This is a genomic window from Methylomonas sp. HW2-6 (genome assembly GCF_052474525.1).
Map to the genome: position 1 here is coordinate 2,280,994 of NZ_CP184124.1, position 20,953 is coordinate 2,301,946.

General features: G+C 59.1%; 21 protein-coding genes. 11 read left to right on the forward strand and 10 right to left on the reverse strand.

Translation table 11 applies throughout. The features are described from left to right. Window positions 1-69: 69 nt before the first annotated feature. Complete coding sequence (leuB, locus tag ACH518_RS11495) at window positions 70-1,176, forward strand: 3-isopropylmalate dehydrogenase (RefSeq protein ID WP_445370172.1); 1,107 nt, start codon at window positions 70-72, stop codon at window positions 1,174-1,176. Between the two features lie 93 nt (window positions 1,177-1,269). On the opposite strand, the gene ACH518_RS11500 is transcribed toward leuB, so the two are convergent. Both ACH518_RS11500 and ACH518_RS11505 read right to left on the reverse strand, forming a co-directional pair. Then, window positions 1,270-2,523, reverse strand: coding sequence for a hypothetical protein (locus tag ACH518_RS11500; RefSeq protein ID WP_445370173.1), 1,254 nt, complete (start codon window positions 2,521-2,523; stop codon window positions 1,270-1,272). A gap of 53 nt (window positions 2,524-2,576) precedes the next feature. After that, window positions 2,577-2,861 (reverse strand): type II toxin-antitoxin system HicA family toxin, encoded by a 285-nt coding sequence (locus ACH518_RS11505; RefSeq protein WP_140912316.1) that lies wholly within the window; start codon window positions 2,859-2,861, stop codon window positions 2,577-2,579. 210 nt (window positions 2,862-3,071) lie between these two features. On the opposite strand from ACH518_RS11505, the gene ACH518_RS11510 reads away from it, so the two are divergent. Then, a complete protein-coding gene (locus ACH518_RS11510) occupies window positions 3,072-3,227 on the forward strand; it encodes a hypothetical protein (protein WP_186289564.1) in 156 nt (51 codons plus the stop codon). Window positions 3,228-3,324: 97 nt separating this feature from the next. Here ACH518_RS11510 and ACH518_RS11515 read toward each other — a convergent pair whose 3' ends face one another. Further along, the gene (locus ACH518_RS11515) at window positions 3,325-3,636 is read right to left on the reverse strand and encodes a hypothetical protein (RefSeq protein WP_445370174.1); all 312 of its coding nucleotides are present in this window, start codon (window positions 3,634-3,636) and stop codon (window positions 3,325-3,327) included. Beyond that, a complete protein-coding gene (locus ACH518_RS11520) occupies window positions 3,630-4,304 on the reverse strand; it encodes a glutathione S-transferase (RefSeq protein WP_445370175.1) in 675 nt (224 codons plus the stop codon). The genes ACH518_RS11515 and ACH518_RS11520 overlap by 7 nt, the downstream gene beginning before the upstream one ends. A gap of 205 nt (window positions 4,305-4,509) precedes the next feature. Between ACH518_RS11520 and ACH518_RS11525 the strand changes: the two genes are divergently transcribed. After that, window positions 4,510-6,102, forward strand: coding sequence for an ABC-F family ATPase (locus ACH518_RS11525; RefSeq protein ID WP_140912313.1), 1,593 nt, complete (start codon window positions 4,510-4,512; stop codon window positions 6,100-6,102). Window positions 6,103-6,109: 7 nt separating this feature from the next. Here the strand turns inward: ACH518_RS11525 and ACH518_RS11530 are convergent, their stop codons facing one another. Both ACH518_RS11530 and ACH518_RS11535 read right to left on the reverse strand, forming a co-directional pair. Continuing rightward, the gene (locus ACH518_RS11530; protein WP_445370176.1) at window positions 6,110-6,949 is read right to left on the reverse strand and encodes a cupin domain-containing protein; all 840 of its coding nucleotides are present in this window, start codon (window positions 6,947-6,949) and stop codon (window positions 6,110-6,112) included. After that, window positions 6,942-7,580, reverse strand: a complete 639-nt coding sequence (locus ACH518_RS11535; RefSeq protein ID WP_445370177.1) for a sigma-70 family RNA polymerase sigma factor — start codon at window positions 7,578-7,580, stop codon at window positions 6,942-6,944. The genes ACH518_RS11530 and ACH518_RS11535 overlap by 8 nt, the downstream gene beginning before the upstream one ends. A gap of 428 nt (window positions 7,581-8,008) precedes the next feature. On the opposite strand from ACH518_RS11535, the gene ACH518_RS11540 reads away from it, so the two are divergent. Genes ACH518_RS11540 through ACH518_RS11555 form a run of 4 tightly spaced genes read left to right on the forward strand, consistent with a single transcriptional unit; the run spans window position 8,009 to window position 12,771 of the window. After that, window positions 8,009-8,740 carry a DVUA0089 family protein gene (locus ACH518_RS11540; RefSeq protein ID WP_445370178.1) on the forward strand — a complete coding sequence of 244 codons (732 nt, stop codon included), beginning with the start codon at window positions 8,009-8,011 and terminating at the stop codon, window positions 8,738-8,740. 43 nt (window positions 8,741-8,783) lie between these two features. After that, entirely contained in the window at window positions 8,784-10,415 is a 1,632-nt protein-coding gene (locus tag ACH518_RS11545) for a DUF4331 domain-containing protein (RefSeq protein WP_445370179.1), read from the forward strand. Between the two features lie 59 nt (window positions 10,416-10,474). Further along, on the forward strand, window positions 10,475-11,659 hold the full coding sequence (locus tag ACH518_RS11550) for a hypothetical protein (RefSeq protein WP_445370180.1): 1,185 nt from the start codon (window positions 10,475-10,477) through the stop codon (window positions 11,657-11,659). Beyond that, entirely contained in the window at window positions 11,656-12,771 is a 1,116-nt protein-coding gene (locus tag ACH518_RS11555) for a HupE/UreJ family protein (RefSeq protein WP_445370181.1), read from the forward strand. The genes ACH518_RS11550 and ACH518_RS11555 overlap by 4 nt, the downstream gene beginning before the upstream one ends. A gap of 83 nt (window positions 12,772-12,854) precedes the next feature. On the opposite strand, the gene ACH518_RS11560 is transcribed toward ACH518_RS11555, so the two are convergent. The 4 genes from ACH518_RS11560 to ACH518_RS11575 form a co-directional block, all read right to left on the reverse strand. Continuing rightward, complete coding sequence (locus tag ACH518_RS11560; protein ID WP_445370182.1) at window positions 12,855-13,349, reverse strand: GFA family protein; 495 nt, start codon at window positions 13,347-13,349, stop codon at window positions 12,855-12,857. Window positions 13,350-13,666: 317 nt separating this feature from the next. After that, a complete protein-coding gene (locus tag ACH518_RS11565) occupies window positions 13,667-14,284 on the reverse strand; it encodes a hypothetical protein (RefSeq protein ID WP_445370183.1) in 618 nt (205 codons plus the stop codon). 90 nt (window positions 14,285-14,374) lie between these two features. Further along, entirely contained in the window at window positions 14,375-14,719 is a 345-nt protein-coding gene (locus ACH518_RS11570) for a DUF4870 family protein (RefSeq protein WP_140912304.1), read from the reverse strand. A 1,514-nt stretch (window positions 14,720-16,233) separates the two neighbouring features. Continuing rightward, window positions 16,234-16,527, reverse strand: a complete 294-nt coding sequence (locus ACH518_RS11575; RefSeq protein ID WP_222101912.1) for a DUF3144 domain-containing protein — start codon at window positions 16,525-16,527, stop codon at window positions 16,234-16,236. 597 nt (window positions 16,528-17,124) lie between these two features. Here ACH518_RS11575 and ACH518_RS11580 point away from each other — a divergent pair. The 4 genes from ACH518_RS11580 to ACH518_RS11595 are packed head-to-tail and all read left to right on the forward strand — an operon-like array spanning window position 17,125 to window position 20,689. Then, window positions 17,125-18,291: an MlaE family ABC transporter permease gene (locus ACH518_RS11580; RefSeq protein ID WP_445370184.1), complete on the forward strand. Its 1,167-nt coding sequence runs from the start codon at window positions 17,125-17,127 to the stop codon at window positions 18,289-18,291. A 2-nt stretch (window positions 18,292-18,293) separates the two neighbouring features. After that, window positions 18,294-19,085, forward strand: a complete 792-nt coding sequence (locus tag ACH518_RS11585) for an ABC transporter ATP-binding protein (RefSeq protein ID WP_445370185.1) — start codon at window positions 18,294-18,296, stop codon at window positions 19,083-19,085. Beyond that, on the forward strand, window positions 19,082-20,074 hold the full coding sequence (locus tag ACH518_RS11590) for an MlaD family protein (RefSeq protein ID WP_140912301.1): 993 nt from the start codon (window positions 19,082-19,084) through the stop codon (window positions 20,072-20,074). The genes ACH518_RS11585 and ACH518_RS11590 overlap by 4 nt, the downstream gene beginning before the upstream one ends. Window positions 20,075-20,089: 15 nt before the next feature. Beyond that, window positions 20,090-20,689 carry a PqiC family protein gene (locus ACH518_RS11595; RefSeq protein ID WP_445370186.1) on the forward strand — a complete coding sequence of 200 codons (600 nt, stop codon included), beginning with the start codon at window positions 20,090-20,092 and terminating at the stop codon, window positions 20,687-20,689. The last annotated feature ends 264 nt before the right edge of the window (window positions 20,690-20,953 follow it).

Here is a 20,953-nt window from a genome sequence, read left to right on the forward strand (position 1 = left end):
AAATCCGACGTTTATTGACCGATCGAAAATTCCCGTTTTAAAGCTTTAACCACTCACACTCACCATCCCATGAAAAACTACAAAATCGCAGTCCTGGCCGGCGACGGTATCGGCCCTGAAATCACCGCGGAAGCCATCAAAGTATTGAAAGTCATCGAAGAGCGCAACGACGTTCAATTCGAATTGCTGCCGGCCCTGTTCGGCGCCTGCGCTTACTTCGCAACCGGCGACGCCTTCCCGCAAGCCACCATCGACATCTGCGATCAGGCCGACGCGATCCTGAAAGGTCCGATTGGCTTGAGCCACGAGGAATCCAAGAAAATCCCGGTCGAAAAACAACCGGAACGTGGCGCGCTGCTGCCGATGCGTCGCCGTTACAACACTTACGCCAACTTCCGCCCGGTGTCCTTGCCCAAATCGCTGGCGCATTTCTCGCCGTTGAAGCCGGAAGTGATCGGCGAAGGCATCGATTTGATCATGGTGCGTGAACTGGTCGGCGGTTTGTACTTCGGTAACAAGGAGCGCGGCGTCAACGAGCAAGGCCAGCGCTATGTCCGCGAAACCCTGGAATACGACGAAGAACAAATCCGCCGCATCATGCATCAGGCGTTCAAGCTGGCGCAAAAACGCCGCAAATTGCTGCACAACATCCATAAAAGCAACGTGCTGATGTCCAGCGTGTTGTGGAACGAGGTGATGGAAGAAGTGGCGAAAGACTATCCGGACGTGCAGGTCGTCAACTACCTGGTCGACGCCGCCGCCACCGCGTTGTGCCTGAAACCGACCCAGTTCGACGTGATGGTGATGGAAAACATGTTCGGCGACATTTTGAGCGACCAGGGCGGCGGTATTTTGGGCTCATTGGGCTTGATGCCATCTGCGTGCATTGGCCCGGACAAAGCTTACTATGAGCCGTCGCACGGCTCGGCGCCGGACATCGCCGGCAAGAACATCGCCAACCCGTACTCGATGATCGGCTCGGTGGCGATGATGCTGGAAAATAGCTTCGATATGGAAGACGAAGCCAAAAACGTCTGGGCGGCGATGCAGGGCGTGTTCGGCGACGGTTATTCCACCGCCGATTTGTCGAAGCCGGGTAGCGGCGTGACCATGATCAGCACCCAGGAATTCGGCGACAAAGTGGTCGAAAAACTGCGGGCTATGCCTAAGGTTTAAGTCCGGGCGGCAAAGCCGCATCGGCTTAAAACCTCCATTAAAAAGGCGGGCGCCGTAAGGGCCCGCCTTTTTTGTTGCCCGAATTTTTCCAATTCAATCCCGGAATAGCGCCAGTTCGGCGATGCGGCGTTCGATGGTTGCCAGGGTTTGCCGGTAGGCGGCGCAGTCGAAGCCGCCGAAGCGCTGGATGAACTCGGCTTCGGTCATCGATTCGACCAAGTCGGCGGTGGCCGGCATCAGCTCGGTTTCGTCGGATTGGGTTAGACGTTGCTGCAGGCGCAGGGCTTGGCTGCGATCGGCCACGGCGGTTTCGCCCATTCGGGTGCCGGCGCGGTCGGCGGCCAGGTCGGGAAACGAAAAACCGCTGCCGCCGCGCGAGTCCTGAATTTCTTTGTACAACCCCACCGCATCGGCCAACGGTGTGCCGGAGTAGGCCGCCAGCATCGCCGACACCAAATAATGCTTGGTCAAATCGTCGCGGCCGTTCAGCAGTAGCGTGTGTCGGACCGGGCGCGGCCAAAGTGCTGCCTGAGGTACCGCTTTGGCTAACGGAATGCCGTTGACATACAGGGTCAGCACCAAAATCGCCGCGCGGTTTTCGGCGATAGGGTCGCCGGCCCGGCTTTGACGTTGCGCCAGTTGAAACAGCGGCTGGGTCAATGCTGTCAGGCTGGCGCGGTCCGGCGTGTTGCGGCTGAGTTCGGCCAGTCGGCGTTGGTACGGCTCCAGGATTTGGGCTTCGGCGTCGGCCAGCAAGGCGCGGCGCAATTTGCCCGGCAAATCGGCTTGCCAGCGGTAATACACGCTGGCGCGTTGCGGCAGGAACTGCACATGTTGAACGACGCCGGCGACGAGTTTCAGGTCGATCGGCAACGGCAGGCCGGCGACTGCGGCTTTGACGGCCAGTTCGGCGAGCGGGCCGGGTATCCGTAGCGAGCCGAGGCGAGCCGATTCGATCTGCGGCAAGCCGATTTTCTGCCGCAGTTGCAGCCGCAGATTCAAGTAGCCGCCGAGCGGATTGGCCGGCAATGGCCAGGTGGCGTCGATCCGGGCCCGATTTTGTTCCAGCTGCAAGGCGGCACTGGCGCCGGCAAACTGGTTGGCCCAATAGTTCAAAGCCAAGTCCAGATCGGCTTGCTCCAGGCTGAGGCGGGCGGTCGTGCCGGAGCGCAGCCGGCGCGGGTCGTTTTGGTGGAACAATTGCCGGGCGCGGCCGATTTGCTCCGGGGTCAATTCAGCCTGGGTTTGCAACAAAGGTTTGGCGTCCAGCCCAGCGTAAATCGCCAGCGCGATTAACACCGGCGTCAGCATGAACGCCAGCCGGCACAACGTTCCGAATAGTCTCATCGCTTACGCGCTGGTAGTGGAGTCATCCTTGAAATGAACGCGGCAACCGACGCTTAACCGGATTTGTGCCGGTCCGCTTCGTATTGCGCCACGCTGATGCCGGCGTGGCTGAGGTATTCGCGGATGTGTTTAATCTCTTGTTTACTGCAAACCCCGCTGTGGTGCGGGTGGTGCAGAAAACCTTCGACGTTGTTCAACACCACATGAAAGCGCGCGCCGTGGCTGGGTTGGACGTTGGCGCCCAAGTGGCGCAACAAAGATTCGATGTCGCGCCAGTGCAAGTTGCCGCTGACCGGGTCCTGAAATATCGCGCGGAGCAGGTTTAGATGGTGGCTCATGGCGGCGTACTCCTGAATAGTGTGGCTAAAGGATTGCCTGAAAAATGCTCAGTCATTTTCCGTCCGATGTCGTGGCGGGCGGGTCGGTGTCGATTTTTGTTTCTCATAAAGAAACAAATCATCTATAAACAGGCTTATTGTAAATAAAAATTAAAGGTTTATAGTTAACCCAACTTCAACGATTCGACTTAATTCAGTCAAGGCGGAAAAATGAACCAGTCAAAATTCAAAGACATCGTTACCGGCCTGTTTTTCACCACCGGTATTTTCAGCTTCATGTCGGGCGAGTTCGTGCTGTCGACATTGCTGTTCGGCGCGGCCTCGTTGGCCAGCAACCTGAGCGTTGCCAAACCGGTCCGGATTTAAGCGTTTCCCGATTTTCGTAGTACCTCCTCGTTGTAAATGCTCTGCATCTTACGTGGCCTCTTCCCGCAAGGTTAGAGGCCTTTTTTTTGCGGGGCGGTTAGCGACCGGGGCGGTTCTCGTCGCGCTCGCTGGAGATGACGGTGTACTCGGCGTCCAGGGTTTGCTCGGCCTGCTGGCGTTGGGCATTGCGCCAGGCGCGCCAGAGTTTGAAACCGACGATCGACAACGGAATCAGCAGAATGGCAAACAGCGCCGAAAAGACCAAGGTGCCGACGATGGCGCCGGCTACCATGGCCGGAATCGCCAATAAGCCGGACAGGCGCTGCGATAAGGACCTGGGCGGCGGCGGTAGTCGCGGATCGGCCGGATTCGAATCGATGACGACGACTTTTCTATAGATTTTCAGCATAAGCTGCTCCTGTCGGGATGGGCTCCGAAAAAGTTGGCCGCATCCGTTGCTTGCCAGACCGGGTATTTTTCCATGGCCTTGCCGAATAGCTCGGATTCGACCAATTGTTGTAAGGCTGCGCGCAAAGCCGGGTAGGGCGACGCGGCGAACCAGGCGGCGTCCACCGCGGCGAACTGTCTGATAAACGGCAGAATCGCGGCGTCGGCCAAGCCGAAACCCTCGCCGCAGAAACCGGCGTTGCGTTGCAGGCGCTGCTCCAGTTCGGCCAGGAAACGTTCGCCCTGTTGCCGATAGTAGTCGGCCGAGTGTTCGGGATAGCGGTCGGCGTATTTGTAGCGGTCCACCCAGTATTTGAAATCGCCGTCGTTGCTTGCGATCAACCGCTCGGCGTCGGCCTTATCCGAATCAGACAACCAGCCTAGCGGATCGTGCTGCGCCAAGGCCCAATGCATGATGTCCAGGCTTTCGTCGATGACCCGGCCGTCCGGCAGCAGCAACACCGGTACCGTGCCCTTGGCCGAGATTGCCAGCATTTCCGCCGGCTTGGCCCGCAGTTCGATTTCGCGGATCACAACGCAAATGCCGGCTGCGGCAATCGTCAAGCGGGCGCGCATCGCATACGGGCAACGGCGAAAACTGTACAGAATGGGGTTGCTCGATGCGGTCATGGCCTCGCCGGTTTGGGCAGTTGCAGGTTGTTGAAGCGAATGTTGGGCGCCGATTGTAACAGGCGCCGGGCTGTTGTTTTACGGCCATTGCAAATCGGCCCCGGCCAAACTCTGGTAAAATCGCCGCTTTGTTTTGCCGCTGCCGATGCGAAATCGCGCCTCAGGTACTCTGTCGCCATTCTGTTGACCATTTACGGACATTCCCTTGATCTCTACAGCCAATATCACCATGCAATTCGGGGCCAAGCCCCTGTTCGAAAACGTTTCCGTCAAGTTCGGCAACGGCAACCGCTACGGCCTGATCGGCGCCAACGGCTGCGGCAAGTCTACATTCATGAAAATCCTGAGCGGCGATCTGGAGCCGTCGTCCGGCAATGTCAGCCTCGATGCCAACGAGCGCCTCGGCATCCTGCGCCAGAACCAGTTCGCCTACGAAGACCAGCGGGTGCTGGACGTGGTGATGATGGGCCACGCCGAAATGTGGGCGGCGATGTCCGAGCGCGACGCGATTTACGCCAATATGGAAGCCAGCGAAGACGATTACATGCGCGCCGCCGATCTGGAAACGGTATTTGCAGAATTCGGCGGCTATACCGCCGAAGCCAGGGCCGGCGAGTTACTGCTGGGCCTGGATATTCCCCTGGAACAGCATAACGGCCCGATGAGCGCGGTGGCGCCGGGTTGGAAATTGCGGGTGTTGCTGGCACAAGCCTTGTTCTCCAATCCCGACATCATGCTGTTGGACGAGCCGACCAACAACCTGGACATCAACACCATCCGCTGGCTGGAAAACGTGCTGAACGAACGCAACTCGACGATGGTGATCATCTCGCATGACCGCCACTTTTTGAACAGCGTCTGCACCCACATGGCCGATATGGATTACGGCGAACTGCGGGTTTATCCGGGTAATTACGACGATTACATGACTGCCGTCACCCAGGTGCGCGAGCAATTGCTGGCCAGCAATGCCAAGAAAAAGGCGCAGATTGCCGAGTTGCAAACCTTCGTCGCCCGCTTTTCGGCCAATGCCTCCAAGGCCAAGCAGGCCACCTCAAGGGCTCGGCAATTGGAGAAAATCAAGCTCGACGAAGTCAAGCCGTCCAGCCGGGTGAATCCGTTTATTCGCTTCGATCAGGCCAAAAAATTGTACCGATTGGCATTGGAAGCCAAGGATTTGGCCAAGGGTTATGGCGAAGAGCCATTGTTCAAAAATCTGAACATGATGATCGCGGTCGGCGAACGGGTGGCGGTGATCGGGCCCAACGGTATCGGTAAATCTACTTTATTGAAGACCTTGGTCGGCGATTTGACGCCGGATAGCGGCGAAGTGAAGTGGGCGGAGAACGCTGACGTCGGTTATTTCGCCCAGGATCACGCCGAGGATTTTGCCGAGGACATGTCGCTGATCGAATGGATGGGCCAGTGGCGCAAGGAATCCGACGACGACCAAACGATTCGCGGCACGCTGGGGCGCTTGTTGTTTTCCAATGATGAGATCAACAAATCCGTGAAAGTGATTTCCGGCGGCGAGCAGGGCCGGATGCTGTTCGGCAAATTGATCCTGCAAAAAAACAATGTGATGGTGTTGGACGAGCCGACCAACCATTTGGATATGGAATCGATCGAATCCTTGAACGCGGCTTTGGAAAACTATCCCGGCACCTTGATTTTCGTCAGCCACGACCGCGAATTCGTCTCGTCGCTGGCCACCCGGATCATCGAGTTAACCCCGAACGGCATCGTCGATTTCAGCGGCAGTTACGAAGATTATCTGAACAGCCAGAATATTGGCTAAACCCCGATCAATCGCTGCGGCCGCCGCGCACGAACAAGGTGGCGCCGACATCGGTGTAGACCTCGCGGTGGACGCTGCCGGCCGGCGCCAGTTGGTAGTCGCCGGCGCGAAGTAGCAGGTCGTCGATGAACAAATCGCCGGCCAGCATCATGCATTCCTCTTCGGTTTCATGGCCGTGCTCCGGACAGCGGGCGCCGGCCTCTAGCCGGTAAAAACACGACTCGCGCCCGCCTTCGATCCACAAGGTTTTCTTGCGGACGCCGGGCAGGATTTCCGGCCAATCGTTCATATCAGAGGCATGGGCCGTCAGCGACGGACCGGCGCCGAACGGCAGCAAACCGTTCAACACTTCTTTCAACACCTCGCGGCTATCGCCTAGCGAAGTGCCGCGCAGATAGGCCAGCGCGCCGCGCTCGGAGCGGATCGCGCCGTGGCGGCTGCCGGCCGCGGCGGCATGGTAATCCAGCGGTCCCAGCCGCAAATCGCCCATCGCCAAATCGCCGCGCAGCACGATGCCTTCCTCCAGACTGTTATGCCGGTGCGGGATCAGACTGGCGCCGGCGGCGAACTCGATCAACACCGAGCGGCCCAGGCTGCCGCCGTCCCACAACGGTTTGACCCGGATGCCGGTTTTCAAAGTTTGCCAGACGCCGTCCTTGGCCCGCACCGTGGTCAGACCGGCCTGTTTGGCGACGGCCGTCGCCACTTGCGCCAGCAGCCCGCGCCGCATCGCGTTGCGGCGTTCGCCGGCCGGCGCAATCGGCGTGATGTGTTCCGCCAACAGGTTTCGTAGCGGTGTCAGCTCGTCGTCTTCCGAGCCGGGTAGAGGCGGTTGCTGTTCAATCATCGGTTCGATCAACCTCGCCGAAATCGGCTGTCAGTAAATGCTGCATACTCTGCAATCCGCGCCGGATATGCGATTTGACCGTGCCCAACGGCAAACCGCAGTTCTCGGCGATTTCGTCGTGGCTCAGCCCTCTGAAAAAGGCCAGCGCCAGCAACTGTCGCGGTACCGGTTCCAACTGCGCCAAGGCCGCGTGCAACTGGTGTCCTTGTTGCACCGCACCGAGCAGATCGGTCGGCATCTGTCCTGCCGGCGCGGCGACGGCGGCCAGGGCATCGTCTGCCAATTCGGTCTGCTGGGTATCGCGTTGTCGTAACGCATCCAGCGCCCGGCTGCGGGCCATGGTCATGACCCAGGCCTTGACCGAACCGCGCGCCGGGTCGAAACGCGGCGCCTGCCGCCAGACCTGCCAGAACGTATCCTGCGCCACTTCCTCCGCGCATTGCACCCGCCCGGTTATCCGCAACGCCAATCCGTAGACCTGGTCGACCAGGCAATCGTAGAGTCGTTCCAACGCCGCTTGGTCTTGATCGACGATGGCGGCAATCCAGCTTTGCAATTGCGCTTCGTCGACCGCAGTCGTTCGGCCCGGCGCCTGCACTTCGTCATCATTGTTCCAATCGCTGTCCGTCATTGCCGTTGCTCCGTTACGGTAAATACGCGGTCAACGCCGGCTTGGATGCAGGGCGGGAGTGGATTGGCGCTGAAATGTGCGAGCTGGTGAGCATATTCAACCGATGCGGTCGGCAACCGGGCGTGATACGGCACAAGGCTATGGGGAGCGGTCGGGTTTTGCCGGCCACTATAAAGCAGGTTCCGTTCGCCTGGCAAACCCGCTGCAGAGTGCCGCCGGCTCAAGTCATTGAAAGGCAACAGCTTCCAAAAATAGTCGCCGCGCGGAACCGGCCGCTGCCGGATTTGGGCCGAAGTTTTTTTCGCCGAGCTGCATCCGCGACCGGATTTGGCGCGTATTGGTGATTGCAAGCCATGCGAACGGCCGGCGCACGCCGCGCCGCAGTTGGCGCTTGCGTTTGCCAACCACTAATTTTGGAGTGCCAAATCATGAAAACCATTCTTCGCGCGGCGGTGATCGCCGCGAGTCTGAGCGCCGGGCCTGCCGCTGCCGCCGACTTCGACTTCAGCGGCAGTTTCGTCAACGACAACGACGTGTTGCGCTTCAATTTCACGGTCGGCGCGCCTAGCGTCGTCACTTTATTTACCTCGTCCTGGCTCGGCGGCGGCTTCGATCCGATCCTGAGCCTGTGGGACAGCGCCGGCAACCAATTGGCGGAACAGGACGACGGCTTCCCCGGTGGCAGTCAGGTTTCCAACGGCACGCTTTTCAACTACGGCGAGTTCGACAGTTACCTGGCCTTGAATCTGGCGGCCGGTGATTATCTCGCGACCTTGACCCAATACGACAATTTCTCGGCCAGCACGGCGTTGGCCGACGGTTTCTTGCGCGACGCCGACCCGAACTTTACCGCCGCCTTCGGCTGCTCCAACGGCCGGTTCTGCGCAGGCATCCTGCTCGACAGCAACAACGATCCGGTCGAAGCCAACCGCACTGCTGCCTGGGAATTCCATATTCTCAACGTCGATTCCGCGCAGGCGGCCACGGTCCCGGAACCGCCGACCCTGATGCTGCTCGGGTTGTCCGGCCTGTTTTTGCTGGGCGGCCGCTACGCCAAACCGAAACGCGGGCCGGGCTACCTGTGCGGCCAGCCGGACACCGGCGCCGAAAAAATTTCCGCCGCGTTGCATCCGAACGGCATGCCGGCGCGTATTGCCTGATGCGAAGTTTGTATCCGCTTACTTATCCGACAGGAGACCGATTATGAAACAGCCTATCCAACCGATAACCCCCAGCAAGCGCTGGCCGCTGGCCTTGCTCGCCGGTGCCATTCTCACTCTGGCCGGATTGCCGGCTGCCGAAAGCGCCAACCACCGCGAGGCGCCGTTAACGGCGCTGGACGGCAAGGCCGACATTACCGACTGGTACGCCTTCGTCAGCTACGACGATCCGAGTAAAGTGACGATGATACTCAACGTCGATCCGTTGCTGGAGCCCGGCAACGGCCCGAATTATTTTCCGTTCGATCCGGAAATACTCTACGAGATGAAAGTCGACAACAACTTCGATGCCGAAGAAGACGTCACGCTGCAATTTCGTTTTAAAACCGAAAACCGTTTGCCCGGCGTGTTCACCGGCTTCGTCGGTGCCGGCAACGGCATTTTCGCGCCGGCCAATTCGCCGGCACCGGTGGCGCCGGGCAGTCCAGTGGTGCCGCCGGCGATCACCGCATTGGACGGTCCCGGTTCCGAGGGCCTGGGCTTGCGCCAAAGCTACAGCGTCACCTTGATCAAAGGCAAGGGCGCCAACCGCCAGGTCATCGATCTGAGCCGGCAGCAGAAACTGTTTGCGGTGCCGTCCAACGTTGGGCCGCGGACGATGCCGAATTACACCGACCTCGCCCGGCAGGGCATCTACGATTTGGGCGGCGGCGTCCGGGTGTTTGCCGGCACGGTGGACGATCCGTTTTACATCGATCTGGGCGCGGCCTTCGATACCTTCAATTTTCGCGGCGACGCCTTCGGCTCCGGCATTCCCGGCGTGTTTTCCGATGCGCAGGCGGCCGACAACGGCAAGAATTACGCCCCGGACGACGTGGCCGGCTTCAACGTCAACTCGATTGCGATCGAACTGCCGATTGCACTGTTGACCCAGGACGGCAAGCTGCATGCCGCCGGCGATGCGCTGGCCGTGATCGGTACCTATGCCACCACATCGCGGCCGCGTACCAAGGCTTATGCCGACAGGCCGGGCGGCAAACCCAAGTTGGCGAACGCCTTTACCCAGATCCAGCGCATGGGTAACCCGCTGATCAACGAATTGTTGATCGGCACCGGCGACAAAGACAAATTCAGCATGAGCGATCCGAAAAACGACGCGGCATTCGCCAACTACCTGCTCGATCCGCTGTTGGCGCGGGTGCTGAACGCCGCCTATGCCGGCGCGGTACCGATTCCGGCGCCGCCGCGGCTGGATCTGGCGCCGCTGGTGTTCTATGCCGCGCCGATTTGCCCCGGCTGTGCGGCCGGGCAGAGCGGACCTTTGGCCGACCTGTTGCGACTGAACACCGGCATCGGCCCGACCGTCGCCGCGGCACGGCAACGCATGGGCTTTCTGGCCGGCGACAATGCCGGTTTCCCCAACGGCCGCCGGGTCTCCGACGACGTCACCGACATCGCCGCCCAGGCCGTCGCCGGAGTATTGAATCCGTCCTTCAACAGCTTTCCCAACAACCGCATCGCCGACGGCGTCAACGGCAACGACCGCATCTACCAGGAAACCTTTCCTTACGTCGCCTTCGCCAACAGCGGCCGCCAAAGCCGGCACGTCGATCCGGGCGAGACCGGCTGCTTCAATGCCTTGACTGACTTACCTGGCAATTGCCCGGGCAACTGAGCCTTAGCTGCAACAGCGGTGGCGGCTTGGCCGCCGCCGCATCGATCCGGAGATCAATCATGGCGAATCGTTGGAGATGGCTCATTTTGTTTATTGGTTTGGCGTCGGCACTTCCGGCCGCTTGGGCTGAAGCCTACCTGCCGGCCGACGCCGGCCAGGTGATCGAGACCTTGCCGGCGCGCGGCAGTCACTGGCTGGAACTGCGCACCTTGCGCCAGCAAGTTGCCGCCGCGCCGCAGGCCTTGTCGCCGGTGTTGCAACTGGTCAGGCGTTATATCGAGTTGGGCCGGGCCGAGGCCGATCCGCGCTATTTCGGCTACGCCGAAGCGGCGCTGCAGCCTTGGCTGATGGGTCCAGCGGCCGATCCCGAAGTGTTGACGCTGCAAGCCACCTTGTTGCAAAACCGGCACGACTTCGCGCCGGCGCTGGCGTTGTTGGAGCGGGCCTTGGCGATCCGGCCGCGCTTGGCGCAGGCCTGGTTGACCCGGGCGGCGATTCTGGAAGTGCAGGGCGACTATGCCACGGCCGCCGGCAGTTGTCTGCCGTTGGCGAAAACCGCCGCAGCGCTGGTCGGCGCCGTCTGCATCAATTCGGTGTTGAGCCTGGCCGGGCAGAGCGAGACGGCCTACCGGCAGTTGCAGCAGGCGCTCGAGCATGCTTCCGGGGCTGCCACAACCGACCGACAATGGGCTTTGGTAACGTTGGCTGAAATCGCCGAACGCCGCGGCGATGTTGCCGCCGCCGAGCGCCATTACCGGCAAGCGCTGTCTGCAGCCGAGGCTGACGGCTATCTGTTGGCCGCTTATGCCGATTTTCTGTTGGACCGGCATCGTTATGCCGAGGTGGTCGACTTATTGGCCGACCGCACCCGCGCCGACCCGTTGCTGTTACGGCTGGCGTTGGCCGAACGCCATTTGCCGCAGCGGGATAGCAATGCCCATACCGAAGCGTTGCAGGCCCGGTTTGCCGCGTTGCGGCTGCGCGGCGACAACCGCCACCAAGCCGACGAAGCCCGCTTCCGATTGCAGTTGTGCAATGACGCCGAGCCGGCGTTCGCATTGGCCCAAGCCAATTGGATGGTTCAACGCGAGCCGCGCGACGCCAGGATCTTGCTGGAAGCGGCGCTGGCCGCCGGCAAAAGCCGGACCGAGTTGCGGCCGGTGTTGGATTTCCTGGCCGTCAGCGGTGTGCAGGACAGCCGCTTGCAACCGTTGATCGCCCGTTTCGGCGAGGAGGGAGTATGAAAAACTGGGCCGTATTCTGCTTATGCTTGTGTTGCTGCGCCCCGGCCATGGCGCATAAAGCCAGCGACAGTTATTTGAGTCTGGACAGTGCGCATCGGCAAGGCCGCTGGGACATTGCCTTGCGCGACCTGGACTATGCCTTGGGCCTGGATGCGAACGGCGACGGCGCCATCACCTGGGGCGAATTGCGCGAGCTGGGCGATGCCGTGTTCGCTTATGCCTTGCAGCGTCTGACCGTGGTTAGCGCTGGCCAGCCCTGCGCGTTGCAGCCGGGGGCATTGCAGGTCGATAGCCATAGCGACGGCAACTATGCCGTGCTGAATTTTGCGCTGGCCTGCCCGGACCCGGCCGGGCCCTGGTCGGTGGATTACCGCTTGTTTTTCGATCTGGACGCTCAGCACCGCGGCCTGTTCAGTTGGGCCGGCAGCGATCAGCCGGCCGTGTTCGGGCCGGACGCGCACCGCATCGATTTCGATATGGCTAGCCAAACCGGTATTTGGCCGGTGTTGGCCAGTTTTGCCGGCGAGGGGATGCGGCACATCCTGATCGGCTACGACCATCTGTTGTTTCTGTTGAGCTTGTTGCTGCCGGCCGGACTGGCCTGGGATCGCACCGGCTGGCGCGCCGTCGGCAGTTGGCGCACGGCGGCCTGGGACGCCGCCGCCGTGGTGACCGCGTTTACGCTGGCGCATTCTCTGACCTTGAGCCTGACCGCATTGCACGTCATCGCCTTGCCGGCGCGTTGGGTGGAATCCGCAATTGCCGCATCGGTGGCGTTGGCGGCACTGAACAATATCTATCCGCTGCTGTCTCGGCGCCGGGCCTGGCTGGCATTCGGCTTCGGTTTGATTCACGGCATGGGTATCGCCAGCGTGCTGTTGGATATGGGTAGCGCACGCGGCTCGCAACTGGTCGCGCTGTTGGGTTTCAACCTCGGCGTCGAAGCCGGGCAGTTGGCGGCGGTGGCGGCGGTTTTGCCGCTGGTGGTTTATGCCGGCCGGTTTGCGGTCTATTCGCAGTCGGCGCTGCGCTGGGGTTCGGCGGCGATAGCGGCGCTGGCCTGCGTCTGGCTGGCCGAGCGTAGTCTGGAGATCAGTCTGCCGATTTTCTGAGCGGATTCCGATTCGGTGCTGAGGTGCCTCGCGGAAAGGGCGCCTCGTGCATCCGAATTGGAGGTCAGCACAGACACTTCGATTTAGACCGGATAGCGTTCGAACTCTGGCAGCTCATGAATATGTTTCATCCATACGAGCCGCTCCGCCACCTGTATTTGCATTGTAGGTGCAAGGGCGTCAGGGTCGTCGAGAGTCGATGTCTGTACATCGACTAGCCCCGGAAGGATCGCGGTGTTGCGGTAAAACAGGCCGCTCCCACACTCGGCGCAAAAACTGCGCATCGCGGTACCTGACGAATTGATCGTCTTTGGTTGCCCTTCTGTTACAGTCAGGGCTGACTCAGGAAACATCGCCCATGCCACCATAGGCGCCCCGGCGCTTCTCCGGCAGTCCTTGCAATGACACAAGGCGACTAGCTTGGGATCGCCTGCAAGCTGATAGCGGATCGCGCCGCATAAGCATTGGCCGTAATATTTCACAAGGACCTCCTCAATCCAGTTCTCTGTGCTGTCGGGCAAAAGTATTGCACGAGTTTTAGCCGCCCAAGGTTTTATAGGCGCGAGCGGGTTGGTCATCACCGCTTTCCCCGGACGATTATTAACCCGGCCCATTTATTACCGGTATTCAGAGCGTAGGTTGGGGTGACGACAGGAACCCCAACACGACAGCCGTTCTGCCACCAACCGAGCGTGATAGCGAGACATCGCGACCAATAAAACCATCAATAACCAATAAAGGCCAAACCGGTTAAAAATGTTGGGGTTCGTACCTCGCCCCAACCTACGCAAGCCCAACTTACCGAGTTTTGGCTTGCATGAAATAATCTCTTCCATTGATTTGGGCGTTTTCGCGATAGCAAAACGCCGGGTGGTTTTGAGCTGCCCGCAGATGCCTAAATCTGCGGCCTCCCGACGACGAGCAAACCCTTGCCCCGCTGCGCTGCCTCGGTTAGCGCGACCGGCAATAACTCTATTACCTCTCTGATCTGCTCTAGGCTGTTGCTATCCGCTATCCAAGCATGGGCACGTGCCGTCGCCTGATCCAAGTCAAGTCCGGCATAGCTTTCTTTAACAACCCTGAGGGCGGTTGCCACATCACTTGCCGGTATGAACAGGTTCCCGTAAATGCCGGGAAGACGACTAGCTCTCTCGTATCCCAAGGCCTGCCACAAAACTGCGGCGGGGCTACAGCGGCGAATTGAAATGAAGCGACAGCAGTTGTCTTCGGTTAACTGACTTGCTACCTCTTCACCAAAAACTTGAAATCCCGGCAGATTGAAAGCCCAAATGAAATCCTTATACCAACCACCAAAAGCCTGCTTAACACTTGGCGGCAAACTCATGTAGCTCTGCGCTGCGGTGCATGGTTCGTTCTGAATCCACCGCCGAATTGCCACCAGACCCGCCGCCGATGGCCCTCCGGCCGCCATTGCCGTTGCAAACGAGATTGAGACCGAGCCGACCTCATCTTCGTCTACGAAACGCGCCAGCCACCAAAAATCGAAAGACATGACGGCTAGTTTAATGTCTGCCACAACCGGCAGTAAAACAGCGGGGCAACGAAGTCGCGCCGCTTTTTACTGTCCGAGTAGACGACAGGGTCAGACGCTATACATTGGTTTTCCTTCATTGAGGCGTAGCCATCCTTTAACAATACGGTAGATAAACCAGACAAGATCGGCAATCAGCACAAACCAGCCAACGACAATAAAGAATGTAACGAAGCCAATGATGCCCCACAACAAGCTGAACCAGAAGGTACGTATTTGCCAACGAAAATGGCTTTCCAGATATGTGCCCGCAACATCATCTTTTTTGACGTAATTCATGACGATGGCGACGATGCTCGTAATGCCAAGCAACAGCGATGCGGCGTACAGAGCGTAGATAACAGTAGTGACTGTTTTATTGGATTTATCTTTTTCAGTCTCGACTAAAGTGGGCATGCTCCCTCCTCAAGGTATTGTTATGGCAGGTTAAAAGAAGGCGCTGCCATATCGCCTAACGTAAAGCTAACCGGGCGCGGTACCGAAAACTGAAAAATAAAACCGCGCTCCGGTCAAGCGCGACAGACACCTAGCACTGATGATCGCATTGCCAACACTGACCGCTACCCATTGGATAGTGCATGGCGCCACACCTTGGGCATGGTTCCGCCTCGCCTTCGGGTGCATACGGCTCCCAACCGCATCTAAGATTTCTAATCGCCAATGCTTCTTCAAGAGACCCAACTTCTGTAGTCCAGAGGCGCACCTGGCAATCAGGATCAATCTCCCCGTTTTTGAATCGCGGCGGGTCAAGGCCTTCTGCCAGACAGTTTGGCAGCGACGAGCCGTGTTTCGCCCAAGCTGAATAAATACGTTTCATGATGTCCAACCCAGAGCTAACCGGCGCGGCGCGACTTGATGGCGTAGCGTCCAGCGACCGAAAGGAGCGACGTTGGGCGCCGGGTTAGCGATCACGACGGCTTCACCATGCGCGGTCGAGTCTGTGCGGCCTTGGCCGGCTGTGCTTGCTCGCTTGAAAACGATTCGAATCTCTATGCCAAACATTTTTTGCGGCTTCCGTCGCCGATCAACTACCCAACAAGAAGGCAGTGGCTTTAACGCTAGCAAAACACATAATCCTTCGCCAGGACTGTAGGGCGTTTTCGTGATAGCAAAACGCCGGGTGGTTTCGGTTTTGGCGGATTGTCGCTAGCGCTGCGAATCCGCCTTACGGCCTTGCCAGCCGATTGGGGCATCGCCTCCCTCGAAAACGACAAACCATTTGGGGAGCGTAGGTTGGGGTGACGACAGGAACCCCAACACGACAGCCGTTCCGCCACCAACCGAGCGTGATAGCGAGACATCACGACCAATAAAAACATCAATAACCAATAAAGGCCAAACCGGTTAAAAATGTTGGGGTTCGTACCTCACCCCAACCTACGCGAGCTGTCATTTTGCCAGCGCCTGATGAGCGCAGCACCCACTACGATGCCTAGGGGGCCATGCAGCGCGTAGATGAAATTGCGAACGATCGATGTGTCGAGTGGGAATTGCGCGAAGAATAGGCTGACAAGGCTTACCGTAACGAGCACAGTCAGCGCAAATGGCGATTTCGGTTGTGACCAATATGCGGCCGCGCCACCTTCCGCCATTGAGGCACAGAAGCCGAGTGTTTGCATAAAGAGCCATTCTCCACTACTAGGTAGAAGAGGCCCCGGCGGCGAGCGATACGGCTCCATGTAAATCGCTGCCCAGACAAACGGTCGAAGTACCCAATAGACTACAAGTAGCGCAACCGTTGCCAATGCATATGCAATCACGGCACCCAGAATAGCGCGCCAAAGAGACTGGCGAGCCGGAACGCGCGCAAAGGCGAAAAGTCTCATGACGCCCAACGAAAAGGGTAACTTGCCGGCGAAAGCGTAGCGACGATAGGAGCGTAGCTTTTGCCGGTCAAGTTTACCCGCTGGTTATGCATTGCCGCCACCCATGTAATTTTTGAAGTTCTTGATGTAGTCGTTTAGGTTTTCGTCTAGCATCTTTCGGTACTCATTTACGAAGTACTCAATGGTTTCTTCTTTTGCGGCTTCCATTTCTTCTGAATTGGCCCAGCCGGTTGCGCTCACCCACGAATTGAACCTTGCTGTGGCGTACATCATTGATGCACTGACTTTGCCTTTCGTGACCCCTCCAGAAATCTGATCGTTCGAAAGATGAATATGCGCATCTGCACGATCAAAGAATTTGTCATCGGGTTCCTGCACAGATATCTCCTGATGCATAACAAGGAATTAGATAGTTTCCATATAACTACGAAAAAACGGCCTTATAAAATATAAGATATTGATACTCATATAATTATCCATTCTGTATATCGTCAATGATGGCAGGCTATGGCTGGAAACAATTCAATCGCGTTGATTGAATCACGTTAGGCGATAGACCGCAACAGATCGAAAACCCCAGGTCAACACTTCCCGAAGTTTGCTTGCGCAGTCATCCTTCGCGGCATGCCTGGTCGGAATCGGCATGCCGGTTAAAGAACTCTCCGCGCAGATGCGCCCAACCTTGAACAGCGTCGGCCTCGCGGAGCATGTGGGTTCGCGGTAACAACGGCCGCTTGCGGTTTGTAGGAGCGGGCCATGCCCGCGAGCAAACGCCTTGGGTCGCAGGCATGTCCTGCTGCTACAGGACTTGAACCATCTGCTCTGTGCTTTAACCTAAGCACATCGGCTAGCCGGCTGCCGGTTCTTCCAATGCATTGCTGAAGCGGCTGCATGCCGACGAGTTGCTGCGCGGCCCTTGCCTTGTTCCGGGCTTGTGCGCATACTGGTCGCCCGTTCCATTCGGTAAGCCAAGGAATGATACAAAGCGATAATTCTCCCCTAATCGTTAACGCCGTTGCCGGCGCCTCAATCAGTACCGTCCGCCGCCAGCAGACGCTGGAAGTGGCGATTGGCGGCGACTGGGTGCTGGACGCGCCGGTGCCGCCGCTGGAGCCGGTGTTGACCCAAATCGAATCCGATACTGCACTGAAGAGCCTGGTTTTTGCCACGGCCGGCCTCGGTCGCTGGGACAGCATGCTGGTCACCGAAGTGGTCAAACTGCTCGATTGCGCCAATCGCTGCGGCGTCGCGGTCGATAAAACCACATTGCCGCTACCGATCCAGAACCTGCTGGCGCTGGCGGCCGCGGTGCCGGAGCGGATCGACGCCCACCGCCAGCAGCAATCGGTATCCTGGCATGAGGCCATGCATGCGGCCTGGCTCGGCGCGCTACGCGAAAGCCGGGCTATGTTGTTGTTTGTCGGCGAAATGGCGTTGAGCACGCTGGCGACCTTGCGTGGCCAGGCCCACTTCCGCCGCGAGGACTTGTGGTTGTACGTGCAGGAATGCGGGCCGTCGGCTTTGCCTATCGTCACCTTGATCAGCTTGCTGGTCGGGCTGATTCTGGCCTTCGTCGGCGCCGTGCAGCTTTCGTTGTTCGGCGCCCAAATCTACATCGCCAATCTGGTCAGCCTGGGCATGACCCGGGAAATGGGCGGCCTGATGACGGCGATCATCATGTCCGGCCGCACCGGCGCCGCCTATGCCGCTCAGCTTGGAACGATGCACGTCAACAGCGAAATCGACGCTTTGCGCACGATGAATCTGGACCCGATGGCGTTTCTGGTGTTGCCGCGGATGTTGGCCTTGATTCTGATCATGCCGCTGCTGTGCTTGTACGCCGATTTGATGGGCATCATCGGCGGCGGCCTGGTGACCGTCAATTTCTTCGACGTCTCGTTGACCGAGTATGTCGATCGCACCGCCAGCGCCGTAAAAATGAAGGACTTCACCATCGGCTTTGTCAAATGCGCGGTGTTCGGCATCCTGATCGCGCTGTCCGGCTGCATGCGCGGCATGCAGTGCGGCCGTAGCGCCTCGGCGGTCGGCGAGGCCGGCACCTCGGCCGTGGTTACCGCCATCGTTTTCATCGTCGTTGCCGATTCGGTGATGACGATCATTTGCAACCGGCTCGGGATCTAGTCATGGCCGAAGCTTGCATCACGGTCAAAGACCTGACCATGACCTACGGCGATTTCGTGATTCAGCGCGACCTGAATTTCACGATAAACCGCGGCGACGTATTCGTGGTAATGGGCGGCAACGGCTGCGGCAAGACCACGTTGTTGCGGCACATGATCGGCTTGAAGGCGCCGGCCCAGGGCGATGTGTATTACGGCGAGCAAGGCTTGTGGCAAGCCGATCCGAATACCCGCGAGCGGATACTGTCCCGCACCGGCGTGTTGTTTCAAAGCGGCGCCTTGCTGAGTTCGATGACGCTGGCCGAGAACGTCGCCTTGCCGATTACCGAAGCCACCGCGCTGCCGCCGCAGAAGGTTCGGGAAATCGTATCCTACAAACTGGCCTTGGTCGGCTTGGCCGGCTTCGAGGATTATTACCCGTCCGAGTTGAGCGGCGGCATGCAAAAGCGCGCCGGCCTGGCGCGGGCCATGGCGATGGACCCGGAAATTCTGTTTTTCGACGAGCCGTCGGCCGGGCTGGACCCGATCACGGCCAAGCTGCTGGACGATTTGATTTTGAGTTTGAGCAACGCGCTGTCGGCGACCATCGTCGTCGTCACCCACGATCTGGATAGCATTTTCGCCATCGGCAACAATTCGGTGTTTCTGGATGCCGAGACCCACACCATGATTGCCGGCGGCCCGCCGCGCCAGCTCTTGGAACAATCCACCGATCCGAGTATCGTCCGCTTCCTGACTCGCGGCGAACAGGACGGCCGCCACGGCAGCAAACATTTGATAGGGAGCGATAGGTGAGTAAACAAGCCAATCCTTTGGCAATCGGGATATTTCTGGTCGGCGCTTTGACGCTGTTGGTGGTCGCGTTGATGGTGTTTGGCGGCGGCCAGTTTTTCAAGGAAAAGAACCGCTTCGTGATTTATTTCGATTCGGCCCTGAACGGCCTCAATGTCGGCGCCCCGGTCAAGTTGCAGGGGGTCAATATCGGCAACGTCAGCGAAATTTCGCTGGTGATGGATGAAGCCACCGGCCGGGTGTTCAAACCGGTGGTGATTGAAATCGACCCGGCCTTGCTGCGCGACGTTTCCGGGCTGCAGAGCGGCGCGCACACCGATAAGCAACACCGCCAGGCCGCGCAAAAACTGATCGACCTGGGGTTGAAAGGCCGTTTGGAAACCCAGAGCCTGCTGACCGGCTTGCTGTATGTAGACCTGAATTTTCATGCCGACAAGCCGATGAATCTGGTCAAGCTGGACTACAAAAATCTGCCGGAATTGCCCAGCGTACCGACCACGGTCGACGAAATCCGCAATACCGCCGACGAAATCATCAACCGCGCCAAACAGTTGCCGTTGGAAGAAACCTTGAAAAACCTGTCCGAAACGTTGATCGAGATGCGGACGTTGCTGCAATCGGACGATACCCGCAAATCGATGGCGGCCCTGGCCAAATCGCTGCAGGAAACCCAGAAATTGATGACAACCTTAAATAGCCAGACCGGACCGTTGCTGACCAACGCCAACGGTGCCTTGAGCGATACCCGCACCACCTTGCAGGAATTGAACAAGCAGTTGTTGCCGGTGCTGAAGGCCGTCGAAACCAGTTTGAATACGGCCACCCAGTTGATGCAATCCTCGCAGGGTACGCTGGCTGCAGTCGAGGCGATGGCAGCGCCGGACGCGCCGTTAAGTCAGGCGATGCAGGAAATGCGCAACGCCGCCCGCGCCTTGAAAGACCTGGGCGAATCGTTGGAGCGGCAGCCGAATGCAATCATTTACGGCAAATAGACGGAGGCAGAAGCGATGATCGGCAGGCGATGGATTTACTCGGCGCTGGCGGCCGCGGCGATTGCGGGACTGGCCGCTTGCGGCAGTGCGCCGTTACAGTTTTACATGCTGACGGCCGACAGCGGCGCGTCGAACGAATCCGGCCCGGCGCTGGCGCCGGGAACGGTGATCGGCCTGGGGCCGATCCGCTTGCCGGCCTATCTGGACCGGCCGCAATTGGTCACGGCCTTGAGCGATCACCAGTACCGGCTGGACGAACACAACCGCTGGGCGGAACGGCTGGACGAAAACATCGCCCGGACCTTGAGTCAGACTTTGGCCATCCGGCTCGGCGTCGAGCAAGTGGTGCGCTACTCATGGCCGGCGCGGCAGCGGCTGGACTATCAACTTGGCTTCGACATTCTGGAATTGCACCAGACCGCCGCCGGACGCAGCGTACTGTCCGCACAGTGGCAATTGAAGCAGGGCGAGCGGAATCTGGCCGGCAAGCGCTTCGAATGCAGCGAAGCGGCGGCAGACAATGCCGAGGCCATTGTCGCCGCACAGAGCGCCTGTTTGAGCCGCTTCGCCGCCGAGTTGGCCGGCGCCGTGCGCGCCGCTGCGGCGGCGCATTAGCCGTTATAGGCATCGTTGTTTGTAACCGTCGTTCCGGCAGGAATTCATGTCAGGCTGTCCTGCCTGACAGGGTAATCTAAATCTGTTCCAGACCGATTTGTGCCGGAGCCGACCGCGAAGCGAATCCAGGCTGCAAGGGCTCGAAGTTGCCGTCGATGGCACTGGATGCCCGCGTCCTGCTGGCATGACGGCACTTGTGTATAACGATGAGCCTTAGCCGCCGCGAAATCCCTGCCGGCAGCCGCGTAAATCGGGCCGGCTGGC